This is a genomic window from Kineosporia babensis (assembly GCF_021129305.1).
In the GTDB taxonomy this organism is placed as follows: Bacteria; Actinomycetota; Actinomycetes; order Actinomycetales; family Kineosporiaceae; genus Kineosporia; species Kineosporia babensis.
Genome location: NZ_JAJOMB010000025.1, coordinates 123,160 through 142,564, shown reverse-complemented (window position 1 = coordinate 142,564; position 19,405 = coordinate 123,160). Strand labels below are relative to the sequence as shown.

Here is a 19,405-nt window from a genome sequence, read left to right as displayed (position 1 = left end):
CGTCACTCGCTCGAGGTGGTCAGGCTCCACATGGTGTGGGCGGGTTTCTGGTCGTTGACGATCGTGCTGATCGCCCCGACCGCCTGCTGCAGGGTGTGCTTGCGGGCCACCGGGTCTTGCGGGACCCGGGCTGCGGTGAAGTGCACGCCGACGTCGAAGCGGGAGGGCAGCACCCGGGCCAGATACGGCTGGAAGTTGACCGCCAGACGTCCGGGATCGGCAACCAGCAGACGGTTCTGGCCGACGCCCAAGCCGGTGGGGAAGACGAACTGCCCCGGCTCGGTGATCCGGGTCAGCGTGCCCTCGGAGTAGTGGTAGATCGCGGCGTGCTCGGCGACCGGGCAGACGAACGGGTCGGAGGGGGAGGGCTCGAAGGGTTTCAGGCCCGCGTCGAGAACGTAGAGCTGACCGTCCAGTTCGGCCAGGCCGGTGGGGGAGACGAGGGGGTTGGTCGCGGGGTCGGCCGGCAGTTGCGCGGTCACGGTCCAGGGGGTGGTGCGGCGCTGGACGGTGAACAGGTTCCCGGTGAGCTGGCTGGGCACGCCCGGGTCCGGTTCCTGCGGGCCGCCGTCACCGATCAGCAGGGTGCCGTCGGGGCGGGCGATCAGTGAGAGCGGTTCGGTCAGGCCCGGCAGAGCGGTGCGGGTGCTGGTCAGTGGCTCGGGGGTGACCGTGATCAGGCTGGGGCGGGCCATCTGGGGGTGACGTCCGCCGCGGTCGAGGACCAGGAGCTGGCCGGTGGCCGGGTCGAGGGTCATGGCGACGATCCAGACCGGCGCGGTGGGGTTGGTCAGCGTGGTCAGGACGGTGGCCGTCCCGGTGAAAGGCTCAGGTAGCGCCAGCAATCGGCCGCTGCGGGTGATGGCGTACGCCGTCTCCAGAACAGTGACGGCGGCGATCGGGTCGATGTCGGTGAGCAGGTTGCCGGTGTTGAGCGGCGCGGGCAGGGGCGGCGTACCGGTGAGCGGGTAGCGTCCGGACGGGTCGAGGCGCCACCAACTGCTGGGCGTGGGGATGTCCGGGGCCGGCGCGACCTGGATGCTGGGTACCCCGGCGTCGCCGACGAACAGGTGGCCGCTGCTGTCGGCGGTGACGCACCAGGGGCGGGTGATCCCGTTGCGCTGGATCTTTCCCGTGCCGACCAGGGGCGGCTGCACGCCCAGGGCCTCGACCGTGGCCAGGGCCTGCGGGCGCGGGGTGACAGCGAACAGGCGGGCGCCGTCGTCGACGCAGATGCGGGGGCGGGTGGTGCCGACGGCGTACAGGTCCAGGTAGCGGTTGAGCCCGGCCTTGCGTCCGCGCAGTCGGTACACCTGCGCGATGCCGGCGGTGACCTTGCGGCGCTGGTACTCGTCCCATACTGGTTCGTTCTGCAGGGTCGGGAAGGTGAGGGCGACCCAGGAGGCGAGCCAGGGCAGGAACTGCGGCGGCGTCGTCCATGGGTCGAAGATCCGGTGCAGGCCGGCGATCTGGTCGGTGAGCGCGGGCAGCGGCACGTCGTCGTCGATGCCGGTGGCGATCTTCTCGAAGATCCGCAGCATCGAGCCCAGCCCCAGGGCCCCGGCCTGCTCCTCGCGCCACAGGGCCGGTGGCAGATGGGCCAGGTAGCTGCTGACCTCGGGGTGGTTCATCGCGGCACCGGGCTCACGCGCACTGCTTGCTCGCTGTCGAGGGCGGCGCAGACCAGTTCGTAGTCGGTCAGGCGGACCGAGGCGGCGAAGTCCGAGAGCGGGAAGGGCCGGCGCAGGGTGTCGGGCGGGCCCTCGTGGTAGAGCGGCAGGGCGGGCCGGACCTGCAGGGTGCTGATGTAGCCGAGGTCGCGGGCGGGCATCAGGGCCTGGAACACGTCCGAGGTGAACACCGGCTCGCCGACCGCCCAGCCGGTGCCCTCGCGTCCACCTCGGGTGGGGTGCAGAAAAGCCTGCAGACGGGAACGGGTCTCGGCCTCCACCCGCTCGAGGGAGGCGCCGGCGTCCAGGGCCTGCTTCCAGACCTGGATCTCGACCTTGACGATGATCGGCAGGTAGCGCGGCGCGGTGACCGACAGCGCGGCGGTCAGGTCGCGGCGGGCGTCGAGATAGCCCTGGACGACCCGGATCTGGTCGGGGGTCGGCTCGGGCCGGGTCACCGACAGGTCGCGGTCGGGCGCGATGATCACCGTGACCGCGCCCGGGGCGCGGTTCAGGCCGCCGAACTGCCAGGGGGTGCCGGGCTGGGTTCCGGGGGCGGCATCGGCGACGGTGTGGGCGCGGGGTCCCAGGCAACGGACGACGCGGAGGTCGCCGGCTGCTTCCCGGGCCAAGAACTCGTAGTCGTCCACCGTGACGGCCCGGTCGCGGATGCGCAGTTCCTCGGGGGCCCGGCGCATGGTCTCGGCGATCGGCTCCTCGTCGGTGCCGTCCCGGGCGGCGGCGAGGTTGGTGACGGTGGCGATGCCCGCAGGCAGCACCTTCGCCGGGGTGTCTCGCAGCACCACGACCTGCCCGGGCCCGACGTTCCCGCCTGCGCCGCTGTCCACGTGGCGGTAGTGCCGGGCCCTGATCCGCCGGCCTGCGGCCGGGACCGAGCCGTTGCCCTGCTGCTTCTGCTCGTCGTGGTTGCCGAACCGGATCTCCCCGGTGACCGGGTCCAGGCGGTAGGCCCGGGCCGGGCCCGCGGCCAGATCCTCCACCAGTTCCCAGTCCTGCCAGTCGTCCTCGGCCTCACCTTCCACCTGCACGAGAAGATCGCGGTAAGGCCGGCCGAGTCCGGGGCGGCGGTAGACCGGGCGTCCGGCCAGGGAGAACACCTGGAAACCGGTGCCGTCGCTGACGCCGAGCACTTCCGGGTCGCGCACGCTCAGCGCGGTGCGGGCCGAGACGGCGTTGAACAGCAGGCGGTCGATGCCGATCACTGCGTCCGGTGCCTCCACCGTCAGACGCACCCAGAACAGGGGAGTTGCGGAACCGGTCTGCCCGGGCGCCGGGGTCAGCGTGGTCCACGGGCGGGAGGTCTGAGGGCCGCCGGCGCGTTGCTGGGCCCATGCTGCCGGTGGCCGCAGTCGCAGGGTGCCGTCGTGCGTCAACCCTTCGGTGCCGTCGGCCACTTCGCCGGCGGGCCAGCGTCCAGGTTCGTCGTCGGCGTGCGAGAACGCGCAGGTGATCTTCCCGCCGGTGGTGCGGGCGTTCTGGTACAGCAGCAGGTCCAGCCCGAGTTCTTCGCCGGTGGCCCGATCGAAACCCAGCAGGAGCGAGACGCCCTGCCCAGCGGGGACGTCCACACGCAGTCCACCGGCCGGTGGCCCGACCAGGTCGGCGCTGACGTCCTGGTACGTCCCGGTCGCCGATCCTGCGGCCAGCAGGGCGCTGACCAGGCTGGTCGGCACGACCGTGAGGTCCTCGTCGGTCTCGAAGACGATCGGCCGCCCGCCGGCCGGATCGGTGGTCTGGGCCTGGGTGCCGGCCGGGACGGTGACGACGCCGGAGGTGGAACCGGTGAACGTCAGGTAGGTGCGGGCCGGGCTGGGCGGGTCGCGGGTGATCCCGAGCAGGTTCAGGAAGGCCAGGTAGTTCTTCTCCGGGGTCTGGTTCAGCCGGTAGATGATGCCCTCACCGAGCCAGGCGAACAGCTCGATCAGGGTGATCCCCAGATCGCTGGGGTTGTGGTCGGTCCACTGCGGCGCGTACTTCGGGATCAGGGCCCGCATCTGGTCGACCAGGTCCTGCCAGGTGCGGTCGTCGAGATCGGGCGGGACCAGGCGCCCCCGTTCGGACTCCGGCGTCATCGGGGATCATCCAGCGCCAGCGGGTACGTCAGCACCTGTTCCTGGGCGGTGGCCCGCAGCCGGTAGTGCACGTTGATCACCAGAGCGGCTGCGGTCTGGTCGTTCTCGGCCACCACGTCGAGGACCTCGATCCGCGGCTCCCACCGGTTCAGCGCCTCGCGGACGTAGTGGGCGGCCAGCCCGGCGGTGGCGGAGTTGTTCGGCGCGAACACCAGCGAGCGCAGGTTGGCGCCGAACTGCGGGCGCATCAGGCGTTCTCCGGGCTGGGTGCCGAGGATGACCCGGATCGACTCCTCGACCTTGGCCACCCCCGTGGCCTCGGCCAGCCCGGCCACCCCCACGTGCAGCGGCTGGGCCAGCCCGCGGCCCAGGGCCTCCGGCCCGTTCACGGCTTCACCGCGGCCCTCAGCCGGTCCTGCCCGGCTTCGGGAGCAGGGAGTGGGCCGTTGGCGGGTGGCTGGCCGTCGGTGTTCCCGGCCAGCGTGTCCAGCAGCACCGAGACACCGCGCACCGTGAGGCGGGCCGAGGTGCCGGTGGTGAAGCTCAGCACGTTCAGGCACTTGGTGGTCGGGACGCTGTTCTCGACCGTCGTGCAGCCGGTGACCGGGACCGGTGCGGCCGGGGCCAGCAGGACCGGTTCGCCCTGGACGGTGAGCCGGGTGCCGCGGGGAAGCTGCAGCTGGCCGGAATGGGCGCATTCCACGGTGCTTTCGGTGGTCAGAACGGTGGGGCCGGAGCTCATTGGACGTCAACCCCCTGCTCGGTGAGTGTGATGCTGGTCTGGCCGGTCCCGATGGTGATCGAGCCGCTCGCCGTGATCTGCAGGTCACCGGCCGCGTTCAGGGACAGCAGTCCCTGCGGGCCGTCGTCGAAGGTCAGGGCGTGGCCGGTGCGGCTGCGCAGCACGGTGGTGGCGTTGGTGCCGTCGGCGTTCGTGGCCGGAGGCCGGCTCTGGGCGTTCCACAGCGCGCCCAGAACGTAGGGCTCGGTGAGCCGGCCGTGCTCGAAAGCGACCAGGACCTGCTCACCCGGCTGGGGCAGGGCGAAGAACCCGGCCCCGGAACCGGCCATCGGGCGGGCGCACCGGGCCCAGCGGGTGATCGAGTCCCCGGTCAGGCCCGGGAAGCGCACCTGGATCCGGCCGGTGTGGGCGGCCGGGGGCAGCGCCTGCGTCTCGGTGTTCGAGGTGACCTCGGCCAGCAGCACCCCGTAGAAGCGTTCCTCCTGATCGGGGGCCGGGGCCTGGTGCATGGTGCGGCGCAGCAGGCCGAGCAGGCTGGAGTGGCCGCGGGCGGTGATCGAGAAGTCGGTGTGGAAGCCCCCGGCGTCGATCCGGTGGGTGACCTTGCGCAGCCGGTACGTCCCGCCGAACCGCTCGCCGATCCCGGTGATCCGCACGTACTGCCCGGCGCGCAGGCCCGGGGTGCCGATGCAGGTGCCGCTGCCCTCGTACATGCCCTCCAGCAGGTTCGACAGCATGGCCCGGGCCACCGCCAGGGCCTGCACCGGATTGCTCACCGGTTCCTGGCGGATGCCCTTGCGGACCAGGCCCATCAGCAGCTGCCGGGCCTGCCCGCCGAGCCGCTCCAGCAGGTTCTCCGGGTTCAGGTCCAGCGCCAGCACCGTCACCGTGAGGGCCTGGGCCAGTTCCTGGTTGTAGGCCCGCACCTGCTGGACCCCGGCCAGGCCGGCGGCCGAGATCCGCGGGCTGAAACTGGAGAGGTTGCGGCCCCACTCCAGGACGTGCGCCGCGCCCGGCGGGCGGGGGAAGTGGAAGTGCAGCCGGTCCCACTCCACGTAGACGTCGAAGAAGTACTGCGCCGCGCAGCTCTTCAGGAACGCCATGTCGCTCTCGACCTGCAGTCGCTCGGCCACGAAGGGCGCCGGGTCGACGACCGGGACCAGGCCGTGCTCGGCGGCGATCCGGGCCGCGATCACGCTGTCGTTGGTGGCCGTGTACGAGCGGGGTTCGGGCTCGGTGGCGCGCAGCCGGTAGGACCGGTCGTAGCCGCTGACCGCGACCGTCGGGGCGCCGTCGGCGGGGAAGGACGGCTCGATCGAGGTGATCTCGCCCAGGAAGGCCGGCACCAGGTCCGGGCCGTAACCCAGGTGGATCTCGACGCTCTGGCCCAGGTCCAGCAGCGCCGAGTCGAGCAGGGCCGGCGAGGGCAGCCGCAGGTTCAGGTGGAAGGAACCGGCCAGGTCCAGATCGGTCTCCACCACCAGGCTCTCGACCTGCTCGCTCAGATCGGCCGCCAGGGTGACCCCGGAGAACCGCACCTCGAAACGCGGCGCGATCACGAGCCGGCCTCCGGAATCGCCAGGTGCGCGCCGGGCACCAGGCCCAACGGGTCGACGATGTCGTTGGCCCGGGCGATCTCCCGCCAGCGGCCCGGATCACCCAGGTACGCGCCGGCGATGGCGCTGAGGGTGTCGCCGGCGGCCACCACGTGCACGGCCGCGGTGCCCGGCCGCACCGTGGCCCGGCCGATCGCCGAGACCACACCCCCGGCCAGTCCGGCCAGGCCGGTGAGCCCTTGCTCCACGGTGATCGGAAGGTCCACGTACTCCTGCAGTTTCACCGACATCGAGCAGCGCACCGGAGTGCCGTCCCGGTCGAACATGGTGAACCGTTCGGCCGCGTCGGTCAGGACGCAGCGCAGCTGCAGGCGGCCGAACGAGAACAGCAGCACCGGCGGGGCCAGGGTGGCGGGGTTCTTGTTCAGCAGGCGCACGATCGGGCCGGTGCGGGTGCGGACGTCGGTGCCGCTCTCGTAGGTGTCGAACAGCAGGTCCATGCTGAGCGTGCGGTTACGGCCGCGGACGTACTGCAGGGGAGAGGCGTCCAGACCCGGGATGGCGATCTCGGCGAACTGATTGCCCTGGTCCAGGCGCAGTTCCTCGGGGTTGTAGGCGACCGGGTGCGCGCTGCCGGTGGTGGTGTCGATCAGCACGGCCTTGACCAGTTCCCCGGTGTTCGAACGGGCCATGGCTCAGGCCCCCCGTTCGAAATCGGTGCGCAGACGCCGCATCACGTCCTCGACCAGACCCCGGCGCAGGGCCTCCAGGTCCGGGCCGGCCGCCGGGGTAGGCAGTTCGCGGTCCACGTCGGCGGCTTTGATTTGCTGGGTCCTGGGCTCGGGGGCCGCCGTCGTGGGGCCGGTTGTCGCGGGGGCTGTTCTCGTGAGGGCTGTTGTCGTGGGGGTAGAACGATTCGGCCGGGGCTGCGGCTGCCGGCGGGTGGGGACGATGGCGCTGGGTCCCAGAGGATGGGTGGCCGCCTGATGCTCGATGCGCCGGGCCTGGGTCTCTTCCGCGTGGGCGCTGGTCCGGTGGGGCTGCAGGAGCGCGGTGACGTGGTGGGCTTCGTGGGCGAGCAGGGCAAATCCGCTGCGGGTGGTGGGCCGGAACTGCCCGTCGCGCACATGCACGGTGGTGCCGACGGTGACCGCGTCCGCGTGGTGGGTGCGGGTCAGGGCATCGGCGGACGGGCCGGTGCGCACCTCCATCTTCTCGGCCCCTGGTCCGGCCACCTCACGCAAACGATGGCGGACGTCCGTGGGTAAGGGCCGTACTTCTGGGGCTAGGTGCGCGTCAGGGGCGGGGGTAAGAGCAACGGACGGGGTGCTCACCTGATCGGGGAGCCGTCCGGGCCGATGGGGCACCGGTGGGGGAGCGGCGCCGCTCTCGGTCCGCGCGAAGCGCTCCGCCCAGGAGACACTCAGCCCGGCCATCCGCTCGTGGACCGGAGCGAACGCGGTGGCCCAGGCGAACGCGGGCAGGTGCCGGGACCGAAGCCGCTCCCCCTCGGAGGTGAGCTGCTCGCCCAGGGTCGGCGGACGTCCCTCATCGGTATTCACGGACCCTCCCCTCCCCGCTCCATCTGTTCAGCGACCTCCCGCACCCACCGGGCTCGTTCGGCGTGGTCGAGCATCAGCACCTCGGTGAGGGTCCAGTGGACGTGCCGTCCGAGAAAGGCTGCCTCCTGGTGGACCCGTTCCAGGGGGTAGCCGGTCATCCCCCCAGCAGCGGCACCTCCACCTCGTGCACACACCCGCACCCGGGGCAGGAGGTGCTCACCGACCGCGGGCTCAGGCCGTTGATCCGGTTGTACAGGTCCTGCAGATGCGCCAGGTCCGCCGAGAACAACCCCTCCACCACCCCCGGATTCACCTCGGACAGCGTGCCCAGCCGGGTCACCACCCGGGCCAGCAGCAGCACCACCAGGTAGGCCGGCCAGTTCTGCACCCGCGGATCGCGCAGCGGGTAGATCTCGTCGGCCGCCGTGGCCAGCCGCATCGTCCCCGACCGGTGCAGCGTCCCGGTGCCGTCCACGTACCCCTTGGGCAGCTCGAACGGAACCTCGGTGACCAGCGGCTGGGCACTCATGCCCGGACCAGGCCCTCGTGCGCCAGCACCAGCGTCTCCACCAGGAGATCGGCGCCCCGCGCGTTCAGCGCCGAGCCCTCCCAGCGGGTCGGCCAGGCCCGGTGGAAGTTCCACCGCGCCACCTCGGCCCGGTTGCTCAGGTCGTACACCACGATCGAGCCGTTCTTGCGCTGTACGTCACCGTCCACGATCGCCTGCCGCCACTGCCACAGCTCGGTGGAACTGGTGGATCCCCACTTCAGCGAGATGTCGGTGAACGACGTCTTGCCCGGCAGTTTGCGGGTGACGGTGTTGTCCCCACCCTCCCGGCTCTCGATCACCTCGGTGCTCGAGCCCAGCCCGGAGCACTCGCTGAACGAGGCATGCGCGATCCCGTCCAGCTCGACGAGGAAGTTGAAACTACGGTACGGGTCGACCCGTACTCCGGTCTGAGCCATCCTGACCTCCAGTCCTGACCCGGATCTACTGGTTCTGGCCGCCGTCCCACAGGCCGATGCGCAGCACCACGTGCTCGGCCGGGCGGGTGACGGCCAGGCCGATCTCGATGTACACCTCACCGCGCTCGCGGGCGCCGGGCGGGTTGACGCTCTCGTCCACGGTTACGTAGAAGGCCTCGGCGGCGGTACGCCCGAACAGCCCACCGGACTCCCACACCCGGGTGAGGAACTCGGCCACCGAACGTTCCAGGCTCTTCCACAGGCCGGGGGTGTTGGGCTGGAAAACGGCCCAGCGCAGGCCTTGTCGCAGCGAGTCCTCGACGTAGGAGACCAGGCGGCGGACGTTGACGTAGCGCCACGGCGTCTGCTCGGAGAGGGTGCGGGCACCCCAGACCACCGGGACGCTGTTGCCCGGGAAGATCCGCAGGGCGTTGATGTTCTTGGCGTTCAGGGCGCCCTGCTCCACGTCGTTGAGCACGTGGTCCAGGCCGATCGCGCCGCGCAGGTACTCGTTCGCCGGGGCGCGATGCACCCCGACCGTCGCGTCGCAGCGGGCCATGATGCCCGCGATGTGCCCCGAGGGCGGGACCGGCAGGGGCTTGGCCCCGGCGGCGGACGGGTCCGTGACCCGGATCCAGGGGTAGTACAGGGCGGCGAAACCGCTGGCCGAGACCAGGCCTGACCGCTGGGTCTGCAGGGGGCCGTCGGCCTTGAGCGGGTTGCTGTCCTGGGCGGCGTCGAGGACGGCGAACCGGTCGCCCATCTTCTCGCAGTGCGCGATCACCCGGTCCTTGGCCAGGGCCGGGTCGGTCAGGCCGGGCGCGCAGACGATGCTCACCTCCGGTACCCGGCTCAGCGCGTCCACCGCCGCGTCCATGCCTTCCGCGTCCAGCTTCTTGACCGGCACGACGTAGGCCAGGGCCCCGCCGTTGTCGAAGAATCCGCGGACCGCGTAGGGCAGCAGCGCCCCCGAGCTGTACTCGCCGAACTGGTCCTTGTAGGCGTTCCAGCTGGTCAGCGGCACCGGATCGGTGCTGGTACCGGTCGGCGGCCGGGCCGGGACCCCGATCAGCGCGGCGGCGCCGGTGCCCGCCCCGGCGATCGGCCCGGCCGGGGTGATCTCTTCCAGGTGAATGCCCGGCGCGACGGTTGCGTAGTCGACCATGCGTCCTCCCTCGGCTGTTTCGGACGGGGTTGATCAGGTGGGGCTGAGCACGGCGGTGACGGTCTGGTGCCGGCGCCGGTACGAGATCGTGAACTGCGCGGCCGGTGCGGTGCCAGCCTGCACCTTCAGTGTGTACTCGCCGAAAGCCACTCCCGGCAGGGTGAATCCACCGTCCTTGCCCGTTGATGCAGTCTCGCCGCCCGGCGTCAGGGTCACCGCCGCATCTGCTACGGGGGTCAGGTCGGCGTCGAGCACCTGCCCGGAAAGTTCCGGATGCGTCAGGGAAGTCGGGCGCAGGTGCACGTGCTGCACCGCGGGCAGCACCTCGATCTCGTCGAACGGGCTGACCCCGACGGTCACGCTCAGGGAGAGTGCTACGCGCGGGGCGATGCCCAGCGCGTTCCAGAACTCGGCGTTGGAGCGGCCTTCCTGGGCCCCGGCCAGCACGATCGGCAGCGGGTAGGGCTGGGCCGGCTCGGCCAGGGATCCGCGCAGGAACTTCTCCTCCAGCACCGCGAACCGGCCCAGCCACCGCAGGGCCAGGCCGATCAGCCGGTGTTCCTGGGCCGCCTGCTGGGCGCCGTTGCCGGGTGACCAGGCGGTGAGCAGGTAGGTGCACTCCATCCGCAGGTCCGGCATCCGCAGACTCCAGGCTTCGCCGGCGCCGGCCGGCAGGCGGGCCGGATCCCGCAGCGCCCGGTTCTCGCTGACGTCGTGCAGGAACAGGTTCAGGGTGGGCTGGCCCGGGCGGTAGTCGCGGCCGGGCGTCTCGAAGGCCAAGCTGGCAGAACGCAATTCGGGCGGGGCGGCCGGGTCGGACAGCAGGGCGGCCAGGGAGGCGTCCAGGTCGTCGAACATGCCGTCACCGGCCTTCCGCCGCGGGCAGGTTGGCCGGGCCGATCCGCCCGGCCTTGTGGAACTCGTACCAGATCGCCGACGACACGGCCGCGGTGTCCACCGGGGTACCGCGGGCGGCGGCCAGGAAGGAGGCGTGCAGGGCGGCCGAGGCGATCTCGGCCCCGGACAGCCGGTAGATGCCCAGGGCCGGCAGGTCGAGGGCCGGGTCGATCGGGACCTCGTCCGGGAAGCTGACCTTCCAGATCCCGGCCCGCAGGTGCTCGTCCGGGAACGGGAAGTCGATCACGAACCGCAGCCGCCGGGTGAACGCCTCGTCCAGGTGCTCGCGCAGGTTGGTGGCCAGGATCGCGATGCCGTCGTAGTGCTCCATCCGCTGCAGCAGGTACGACGTCTCGATGTTGGCGTACCGGTCGTGCGCGTCCTGCACCTGGGCGCGCTTGCCGAAGAGGGCGTCGGCCTCGTCGAACAGCAGCACGGCATCGGCCTCGGCGGCGGCCGTGAAGATTTGCTCCAGGTTCTTCTCGGTCTCCCCGATGTACTTGCTGACCACCGCCGACAGGTCCACCGCGTACAGGTCGACGCCGAGTTCGGCGGCCAGTACCTCGGCCGCGGTGGTCTTGCCGGTGCCCGGCGGGCCGGTGAACAGCGCACTCACCCCGCGCCCGCGCCCGAGACGACGGCCGTACCCCCAGCTCTCGAACACGTCCACCCGCAGCCGGACCCACGAGGTGAGCTGTTCCAGCTGCTGCGTGGTGCTGGCCGGCAGCACGAGATCGGTCCGGGTGCGGCCGGGTTCGATGTGCCGGGCCAGACCGGCCAGACGCTGACCGGTCTGCCGCCGGGCCCGGGCGAACACCAGGCGGTCGTCGGGAACGGCCTCGGGCCCGGCCGCGATCACCGCATCGGCCACGGCGGCGGCGATCCGGTCCGGGCCGAAGGAGAAGCGGTCGGCCAGTTCCCGGCTCAGTCGCGCCGCCTGGGGATGCCCGGCCTGTTCCAGTCCGCCGGCCCAGGCCGCGCGCCGGGCGGCCCGATCGGGACCGGGGCCGGCCACCTCGAGCACACCGAGCGGCCCGGGAGGAGACCAGCCCGGGGAACCGGTGAGGACCGTGACGCCCGAGCGCTCGGACAACCCACGGACCAGTGCCGCCTCGCCGCGTGAACCAGCACCGAGCGCGGCCGGAGACTCGATGTGCAGGACGCTTGCGCCCAGTTCCGCCTCCCGGAAGGCCCGGGCTACGGCGATGTCGTCATCGGTGGGAAGGCGGTCGGCCTCCAGGGTCAGTAGGGTCTTGCCCAGGTGGCCGGCCACCGCTGCCGCATCGGTGCAGCGGACCACCAGGTGCCGTCGCTGAGCGGTCCGGGAATCCAGGACTTTCAGCGCCTCTTCGGGCAGCCGATCGGGAAGGGTGTACCGGCAGTAAGGGGCCAGTTCCTCGTCCAGGCCGGGGCGGCCGTTCAGGAGCAGGTGCACCACCTGGGGGTCCAGCCGCAGGGGACGGGCCAGCAGCGGCGCGTCGCCGGCTTCCAGGCGCAGCAGCAGCCGTTCGCGCAACGGCGCCGCGCTGCTGAAGATGTCGCGGGCCTGCAGCTTCTCCGCCGGCGTCCGGCAGATCAGGTCGAGGGCCAGGTCCACGCTGGGCCGACGGCGATTCACATCGTCCTGCAGGTACCCGTACAGCCGCTCGTACCGCAGATCCACCTCAGGGGCCAGGGCGATCAGCACGACATCCAGCTCGGCCTCGCTCAGCCCTTGCCTCCCGCGCAGCCAGGCCCACCCAGAACCGTTGCGGGCCAGCTGGTCCCAGGTCGGCAGCGGAAAGGCATGCGAAGGGCGCAGAGGGGTGCCGGCCGGCCGTTCCAGGGCCGCGGCCATCTCCTCGCCGTTCAGGTAGAGCCCACGAAACGCGTCGCGGGCCACCTCCGCCCCAAAACGGTTGCGGGCCTGCTCGACCGACTGGGCCAGCAGCAGATCCAGGCGCTCGAAGACCGGCAGCGTGTCGCCGGCAGCCGTGAGAAGCCCTGCTGCGGAGTACGAGTCCGACATCGGCCGCCCCCGGCTGCTGATCGACCATGACCTGGTGCGCCCGGCCCGGAACGGGCGGTGCACTCCTGCGAAAGGAAAGTAGGTCCGCCGCTTCGGCCGTGTCAACGCCGCCACGGTGAGTAGCCGCCCCAAAGGGAAGCCTGGGCCGAATGTTTCCTGAGCGCCGTTCGGTAAGTGGGGTGCTCGACCCACCCGGTTGGGATCGGCCCCCGTTCGTCGGCAAAGATGGCCTGATGCGGGCGTATGTGTGGATGAGCCGTTGGCAGCTGGAGTGCTGCGGCGATTCTTTCGGTGTCGGGGCGCAGGTGCGCTGGCCGGTCGGGCTGGAGGAAGAGAGCGGTTCGGAGGAACTGCTCGAGGTGCTCGACCTCGGCTGGGCCCGGCGGGTGCGCTACCGCGAGGACCACCACGAGGTGTGCGCCTCCGGGGTGCTGGCCGGGACGGTCGCGAGCATCGACGGGGTGACGTGCTCGATGGAACTGATGGACGACATCGCGCGGGTGCGGGTGCCGGGCAGTGGACTGGTCTGCAGCGTGCCGGACGTGGCAGCGGCCTATCCGCTGGCCTCGGACGGGCGCTCGCTGGTGGGGTGGATCATCGGGTTCGACGCCGTGGACTACGAGCCCTACCCGCAACCCGCCGGCCCTGCCCTGGAGAAACCGGCCACAGCTGCGCGGCTGAACGCCGGGGCGCTGCTGCGCCCGCTGCGTGGCCTGGCCGCAGCCGCTCGTCAGGTGCGCAACGGCTCACGCACCGAGTGAGCGCTGGGACGGGCATCGCCGATTGCCCGAAAGTCTCTCTTTGCCGGTAACACCCCGACCAGCCTCCCGATCGGTGCCAGCATGAGCGGTCTGCGCCGGACCCAGGGGAGGGGGATCTGCCGTATGGCTGAGATGTTCCGTGCGAACGTGCAGGCGGCCGGTGACACGGCCCGACGGGTGGCGGATGTGCGCTCCACCTTCAACGGCCTGGACGCCATCTTCGCCGGTGAGGGGGCCGCGACCGGATCACCACGGATCCAGCAGGCGCTCGGCAACTTCGTGGACTCCTCGTCCGACCTGCGTAAGCGGCTCGACGAGTCCCTGGAGCGCGCCGCCGGGCTGCTGACCGGCCTGGCCGAAGGGGCCGGCGGACTGGACCGCGGCCTGGCCGAGGCCATCGAGGTCGAAGCGCCGGCCACCTCGTGAGCACCACACCGGCCTTCACCGTGCGAGTGCCGCCGAGCTGGTACGAGTTCGACGTCTGGCGGGCCACCCGGACCGGCGACCTGGCCCGCCTGGTCGACCGGCGGATCGCCGAGGACCAGCGGCTGGCGAGGTACCGGCCCGCCCTGCTCAAGGCCCTGCGGGAAGCGGCGGAACAGGCCGAACGGCACGGGGCGGTGCTCTGCGCGGCGATGACCGAGCCACGGGGACAGGACGTGCTCACCGCGATGCTGACCGTCTTTCACACCGAGGGCTCGCCCGACCCGGCCGCCAACACGGTGCCCGCCATCGCTGCGCAGATCACCGCCCGGGAAGACGGCTCGCAGTGGCGGCGGGTGGAAACGGTCGAACTCGCGGCGGGACCCGCTGCCCGGGTCAGCGGGGTGGAGAGCATCCCGTTCGGCGAGCGCCAGGCCGACTGCGTGCTCATGCAGACCCTGATCCCGGCCCCGGCCGGAGGCGTCCTGAACCTGACGCTCAGCAGCCACCAGACCGAACTGCAGGAGTCCTGGCTGGACCTGTTCGACGCGATCAGCTCGACCCTGGCCTGGAACGACGCCACCTGACTGCAGCCTTTCCTGTGGGGGGAAACACGTGAGTAACTGGGCTGTCCTGGACCGCAGCGATCCAGCCCCGGGAGACGTCGAGCGCACGCGTTCGCTGGGCCGCCGGCTGCTCGGGCAGGCCGAGAGCATCGACGTGCAGACCGGCACACTGCGATCGGTCTCGTCCTCCAGCAGCGAGCTTCAGATGGAAGGGGACTACGCCCCCGGCTACATCGAGGCACTGTCCGAGCTGCCCGAGGACCTGTCCAAGCTGGCCATCGCCTACCGAAGCTGCGGCCAGGCCCTGAACACCTTCGCCGACGACCTGGCCGGGGCGAAGACGCAGGCCGGACGCGCCCTGGCCGACGGCACGGACGCCGACGCCCGCTACCGCTCGGCGCTGCGGGATCTACGGCTTCTGCTGCCCCCGTCACACCAGAACCTGGCCGCCAGCGGCCTGTCCCTGAGCCCGTCGGCGATCGAGGCCTCCACCACCGACCTCGACGAGTCGGTCCGCGAGCAGATCCGCCTCACCGCTCGCCGCGCCCGCCAGGCCGACGACGATCTCGACCGCGCCCGGGCGCTCGCCGACCAGGCCGCCGCCCTGCGCTCGGACGCCGAGGACCGCTGCGTGCGAGGCATCGACGCGGCTCTGGACGACAGCGGCATCAAGAACCGCTCCTGGCTGGAGAAGGCCTGGGACACGGTCTCGGCACCGTTCCGCTCGTGGGACGACTTCGTGTCGCTGTGCCGAGCGGTCGCCCTGGTCGCGGGTGTGGTGGCCCTGTTCATCTCGGGCCCGATCGGCTGGGCTCTGATGGCGGCCGCACTGGTGGCCGGAGCGGTGGCGTTCGCCGACAGTGCGGTCAAGTACGCGAAAGGGGAGGTCGGCCTGGGGCAATTGGCCCTGGACGCGGTGGGCCTGATCCCCGGCGGGCGCGGCGTGGTCAGCCTGACCAAGGTCGGCCGGGCCCTGGGGCCGATGGCCAAGGCCCTGACCACCCCGGGCGGGTTCAAGGTGCTGGCCGCCGGGGCGCGCGCAGCGATGGCCCGGACCGCGGCGACCGGGCTGCGCAACGTGGTGAGCGCGGTGCCGCACGGGCTGAACAAGGCCGGTGGCATCCGGGGTGCTCTGTCCAACCCGAAGGCCTTCAGCAAGGCGTTCGCCGACCGGTTCACCGGCCGCGACCCGATCGACCTGGTCACCGGCGAGATGGTGATGCAGGCGACCGATTTCGAGCTCCCGGCGCTGCTGCCCCTGGTGCTGCAGCGCACCTACTCCTCGGCCTACGGGGCCGGGCGCTGGTTCGGCCCGTCCTGGAGCAGCTTCCTGGATCAGCGACTGGAGGTCGACGAGCGGGGCGTCTGCTTCGCCTACACCGAGGCCGTCCTGCTCTCCTACCCGGCCATCGCCCCGGGTGAGAGCGCGCTGCCGGACGAAGGACCCCGGCTGCGCCTGGAACGCCGGGCCGACGGGCACTACCTGGTGCGCGAGCCGCAGACCGGACGCACGTTCTGGTTCGCGCCACCCGGGGACAGTGGCGCCGCGGTCCTGCCCCTGGCCGCGGTGAGCGATCGCAACGGCAACCGGATCGACATCGGCTACGACCCCGAGACCGGCTGGCTCGCAGAGCTGGCCCACACCGGCGGCTACCGGGTCGAGATCGACTGCGAAGCGGGCCGGATCACCGCGTTCCGCCTCCCGGCACTGGAGAACGCCACCCTGGTCCGGTACCGCTACGACGACCAGGGGCGACTCACCGACGTCTACAATTCCTCCGGCCTGCCCCTGAAGTTCGGCTACGACCAAGGGCATCGGATCACCAGCTGGACCGACCGCAACGGCACCTGGTACCGCTACACCTACGACGCCAAGGGACGAGTCGTGCGCACCGCCGGATCGGCGCACTGCCTGGACGGCGAGATCCGCTACGACCCGGACAACCAGGTCACCGTCGAGATCAACTCGCTGGGCGCCGCAACCGCGTACCACTACAACGAGAACGGCCAGGTGGAACGGGTTCTCGACCCGCTCGGGCAGGCCACCGGCTACACCTGGGACCGCTACCACCGTAAGACCAGCGAGACCGACCCGCTGGGCCGAACCACGCAGTACCGGCATGACGAGAACGACGACCTCACGGTGATCACCCGGCCCGACGGCGCGCAGACCGTCTTCACCTACGACGCCGATCACCGCCCGCTCGCGATGCTGCAGCCCGACGGCCTGAGCTGGCGTCGGCAGTACGACAGCTCCGGCAATCTGGTTGCTGCGGCGGATCCGTCCGGCGCCGTCCGGCGGTTCACGTACGACTCGCGCGGAGCGATGCTCAGCAACACCGACGCGGTGGGCCGGGTGACCACGTTCGAGACGGATGCGGCGGGCCTGCTGATCTCGGCGATCGATCCGGCGGGCAGTACCACGACGATCGAACGGGACGCCGGTGGGCGACCGGTCACGGTCGCCGATGCCCTGGGCCGCGCCACAGCGTTCACCTGGACGATCGAGGGACGGCTGGCGAGCCGGACGTCCGCAGACGGACATCGGGAGCAGTGGCTGTACGACGCGGAGGGCAACTTCGCCGAGTACACCGGGGCCGACGGGCAACGCACCCGCATCGAGTACACGTCCTTCGATCTGCCCTCCCTGCGCACCGACGCTCTCGGTGCGCAGGTCGCCTTTACCTACGACACCGAACTGCGGCTGACCTCGGTTACCGACGCTCAGGGGCTGACCTGGACCTACGAGTACGACCCGGCTGGGCGTCTGGTGCGCGAACGTGATTACGACGGGCGCGTACTGAGCTACCGGTACGACGCGGCCGGGCAGCTGACGGAACGGGTGAACGGCGCCGGTCAGGTCACCGGGTTCGGCTACGACGAGCTCGGCAACCTGGCCTCGCGCTCGAGCGACGACGTCACCACCGTGTTCGAGTTCGACCGCCTCAACCGGCTGATGCGGGCCGCCGACCCCTTTACTGCCGTGGAGTACACCCGGGACGCGAACGGACGGGTGACGTCCGAAAGCATCGACGGGTGGGCGGTCGGCTATACCTACGATGCGGCCGGGCAGTTGCTGCGCCGCCGGAGCCCGAGCGGTGCGGTGAGCACGTGGGAGTACGACCAGGCGGGTCGAGTCAGCCTTCTGACCAGTGCCGGACGAACGCAGCGCTTCGCCCACGACGCTCTGGGGCGGGAGGTCAGCCGGCTCGTGCCAGGGGCCCAGGTCGATCAGGCCTGGGACGCCGAAGGACGGTTGTTCGGACAGCGGATCGTCGGTGGGCAGCGGGTGGTGCAGGAGCGTCGCTACGGATGGACGTCCTCGAACGGTCTGTCCCGGATCGACGACTTCCTGCGGGGTAGAACGAGTTTCGATCTGGACGCGCTGCAGCGGATCTGTGGTGTCGGCGGTTCGCGGGCGTTTGCGTACAGCGCAGACGGCGCGCTGGTCAGTACCCCTGAGGCAGGTGGCCCCTGGGAACGCGAAGGCAGCCGGGTCCGGCGGGCCGGCCCCTGGCGGTATGAGTACGACCGTCAGGGACGGGTGATCTCCCGGCAGCAGAGGTTGTTGTCCGGAGGGACGCGGGTCTGGCGCTACCGCTGGGATGCGCTGGACCGTTTGGTCGCGGTGTCGGTCCCGGACGGAGACGTGTGGCGTTACCGGTACGACGCGCTGGGCCGGCGGGTGGGCAAGGAGCAGTTCCGGGGCGAAACGTTGCTGCAGGCCGTCCGGTACAGCTGGGACGGTTTTCTGCTGGGGGAGCAGGACCAGACCGACGGACGGGTGAGAACCACCAGAACGTGGGACTGGGAACCGGGAACGATGCGCCCCCTCAGCCAACTGGAGCGCTCCGGGCCGCACGGTCCGATCGACGAGCAGGCTTGGTACGACGCGCGCTTCCGGTCCATCGTGACGGATCTGTCCGGGGCGCCGGCCGAACTGCTGGACGAGGACGGCGTGATCAGCTGGCGCCGGGAGGCCGGCGTCTGGGGAGCCCGGCCCGAGGGCATAGCGGCAGACTGCCCCCTGCAGTTCCCTGGGCAGGAACATGACGAAGAGACCGGACTGGACTACAACGTCCATCGCTACTACGACCCGCAGATCGGGGCGTACCTCTCAGCCGACCCACTGGGACTGGCCGCTGCCCCGAACGCCCGGGCCTACGTCCCCAATCCGTATCTCTGGGCCGATCCGCTCGGGCTGCAGAGCTGCTACTCCGATGTGCTGAGCAGTGAATCGCGCCAGCACATTCTGGGTGGCGACGCCGGCGGCGGCAGTCACCGGTGGCCGGCTGCGCCGGGCAAGACGTCCTACCCCCTGTCCTGGAGCGATGATCAGATCATGCACAACGTAGGCGACATCGTCACGTCTCCCTCTACTGTCTGGCATGTGGAGAAAGGTAACGGCGGGGTACTGACCAGCAAGGGTAAACCAGCGGTGTGGCGGGCCTGGGAGGTCCGGGACGGCGTGCGGCTGCGGATCGCCTACGAGCCGTACACCGGCAAGGTGCGCACCGCGTTTCCCGACAACGGCCCGGCGACGGGGCCACTGGTCCCATGAGGCGTCAGAGCCCGGCCCCGGAGATCCGCAGTTACGTACAGGATCTGGGGGAGAGGTTGCCCGCCGAAGCCCGGGCCGACGTCCTCGACTGGCTCGACCACAACGAATGGCTGCTGGCGCTCGAGGTGATGGCGGACGAGCTGTCCGAGGCAGGCGGGACGCTCGAGGCCGGGGAGTGGGACCGGCTGGTTGCGCTGGTGCAGCGCTGCGGCGGCGACCTCGCCCGCTTCGACATGCTCCAGCCGTTCCCTCGGCGGTAGTGGGCGTCGGACTTCGCCCCTTCTGTCCCAGGGCTATCCGTCCGGCCCGCGACACACCGACCCTAATTACCTCTCTGTAATTACGAATCTACCTAGAGTCACCCCTGCCACGTCGGGCGACGTGGAGATTCTGGGGGAGTTCGGCGCATGCGCGTGTGGGGTCAGGGGCTCGGCG

General features: G+C 71.1%; 18 protein-coding genes. 5 read left to right on the top strand and 13 right to left on the bottom strand.

Annotation, left to right across the window (positions count from 1 at the left end):
• Window positions 1-2: 2 nt before the first annotated feature.
• From LR394_RS34135 to LR394_RS34075, 13 genes are read right to left on the bottom strand one after another with little or no spacing between them, the layout of a single operon-like run.
• Window positions 3-1,631 (bottom strand): phage tail protein, encoded by a 1,629-nt coding sequence (locus LR394_RS34135; protein ID WP_231448767.1) that lies wholly within the window; start codon window positions 1,629-1,631, stop codon window positions 3-5.
• Window positions 1,628-3,763 (bottom strand): putative baseplate assembly protein, encoded by a 2,136-nt coding sequence (locus tag LR394_RS34130; protein ID WP_231448766.1) that lies wholly within the window; start codon window positions 3,761-3,763, stop codon window positions 1,628-1,630. Before LR394_RS34130 ends, LR394_RS34135 begins: the two co-directional genes overlap by 4 nt.
• Window positions 3,760-4,152: a GPW/gp25 family protein gene (locus LR394_RS34125; protein WP_231448765.1), complete on the bottom strand. Its 393-nt coding sequence runs from the start codon at window positions 4,150-4,152 to the stop codon at window positions 3,760-3,762. Before LR394_RS34125 ends, LR394_RS34130 begins: the two co-directional genes overlap by 4 nt.
• Window positions 4,149-4,505, bottom strand: a complete 357-nt coding sequence (locus tag LR394_RS34120; RefSeq protein ID WP_231448764.1) for a hypothetical protein — start codon at window positions 4,503-4,505, stop codon at window positions 4,149-4,151. The genes LR394_RS34125 and LR394_RS34120 overlap by 4 nt, the downstream gene beginning before the upstream one ends.
• Window positions 4,502-6,064: a phage baseplate assembly protein V gene (locus LR394_RS43400; protein ID WP_231448763.1), complete on the bottom strand. Its 1,563-nt coding sequence runs from the start codon at window positions 6,062-6,064 to the stop codon at window positions 4,502-4,504. Before LR394_RS43400 ends, LR394_RS34120 begins: the two co-directional genes overlap by 4 nt.
• Window positions 6,061-6,753, bottom strand: a complete 693-nt coding sequence (locus tag LR394_RS34110) for a CIS tube protein (protein ID WP_231448762.1) — start codon at window positions 6,751-6,753, stop codon at window positions 6,061-6,063. The genes LR394_RS43400 and LR394_RS34110 overlap by 4 nt, the downstream gene beginning before the upstream one ends.
• A gap of 3 nt (window positions 6,754-6,756) precedes the next feature.
• On the bottom strand, window positions 6,757-7,623 hold the full coding sequence (locus LR394_RS34105; RefSeq protein ID WP_231448761.1) for an eCIS core domain-containing protein: 867 nt from the start codon (window positions 7,621-7,623) through the stop codon (window positions 6,757-6,759).
• Window positions 7,620-7,781, bottom strand: a complete 162-nt coding sequence (locus LR394_RS34100) for a DUF6760 family protein (protein ID WP_231448760.1) — start codon at window positions 7,779-7,781, stop codon at window positions 7,620-7,622. The genes LR394_RS34105 and LR394_RS34100 overlap by 4 nt, the downstream gene beginning before the upstream one ends.
• Entirely contained in the window at window positions 7,778-8,152 is a 375-nt protein-coding gene (locus LR394_RS34095) for a hypothetical protein (protein ID WP_231448759.1), read from the bottom strand. Before LR394_RS34095 ends, LR394_RS34100 begins: the two co-directional genes overlap by 4 nt.
• Window positions 8,149-8,589 (bottom strand): phage tail protein, encoded by a 441-nt coding sequence (locus LR394_RS34090; RefSeq protein ID WP_231448758.1) that lies wholly within the window; start codon window positions 8,587-8,589, stop codon window positions 8,149-8,151. The genes LR394_RS34095 and LR394_RS34090 overlap by 4 nt, the downstream gene beginning before the upstream one ends.
• 25 nt (window positions 8,590-8,614) lie before the next feature.
• Window positions 8,615-9,754 carry a phage tail sheath family protein gene (locus tag LR394_RS34085; RefSeq protein WP_231448757.1) on the bottom strand — a complete coding sequence of 380 codons (1,140 nt, stop codon included), beginning with the start codon at window positions 9,752-9,754 and terminating at the stop codon, window positions 8,615-8,617.
• Between the two features lie 33 nt (window positions 9,755-9,787).
• On the bottom strand, window positions 9,788-10,612 hold the full coding sequence (locus tag LR394_RS34080; RefSeq protein ID WP_231448756.1) for a Pvc16 family protein: 825 nt from the start codon (window positions 10,610-10,612) through the stop codon (window positions 9,788-9,790).
• A 4-nt stretch (window positions 10,613-10,616) separates the two neighbouring features.
• On the bottom strand, window positions 10,617-12,659 hold the full coding sequence (locus LR394_RS34075; RefSeq protein WP_231448755.1) for an ATP-binding protein: 2,043 nt from the start codon (window positions 12,657-12,659) through the stop codon (window positions 10,617-10,619).
• Between the two features lie 149 nt (window positions 12,660-12,808).
• Between LR394_RS34075 and LR394_RS34070 the strand changes: the two genes are divergently transcribed.
• The 5 genes from LR394_RS34070 to LR394_RS34050 all read left to right on the top strand — a co-directional run bounded on the left by LR394_RS34070 (window position 12,809) and on the right by LR394_RS34050 (window position 19,230).
• A complete protein-coding gene (locus tag LR394_RS34070) occupies window positions 12,809-13,420 on the top strand; it encodes a DUF6578 domain-containing protein (RefSeq protein ID WP_331283124.1) in 612 nt (203 codons plus the stop codon).
• 123 nt (window positions 13,421-13,543) lie between these two features.
• Entirely contained in the window at window positions 13,544-13,846 is a 303-nt protein-coding gene (locus tag LR394_RS34065) for a hypothetical protein (protein ID WP_231448753.1), read from the top strand.
• Window positions 13,843-14,430 (top strand): hypothetical protein, encoded by a 588-nt coding sequence (locus tag LR394_RS34060; RefSeq protein WP_231448752.1) that lies wholly within the window; start codon window positions 13,843-13,845, stop codon window positions 14,428-14,430. The genes LR394_RS34065 and LR394_RS34060 overlap by 4 nt, the downstream gene beginning before the upstream one ends.
• Window positions 14,431-14,458: 28 nt before the next feature.
• On the top strand, window positions 14,459-18,970 hold the full coding sequence (locus LR394_RS34055; protein ID WP_231448751.1) for a DUF6531 domain-containing protein: 4,512 nt from the start codon (window positions 14,459-14,461) through the stop codon (window positions 18,968-18,970).
• Window positions 18,967-19,230: a MafI family immunity protein gene (locus LR394_RS34050; RefSeq protein WP_231448750.1), complete on the top strand. Its 264-nt coding sequence runs from the start codon at window positions 18,967-18,969 to the stop codon at window positions 19,228-19,230. The genes LR394_RS34055 and LR394_RS34050 overlap by 4 nt, the downstream gene beginning before the upstream one ends.
• Window positions 19,231-19,405: the final 175 nt, after the last annotated feature.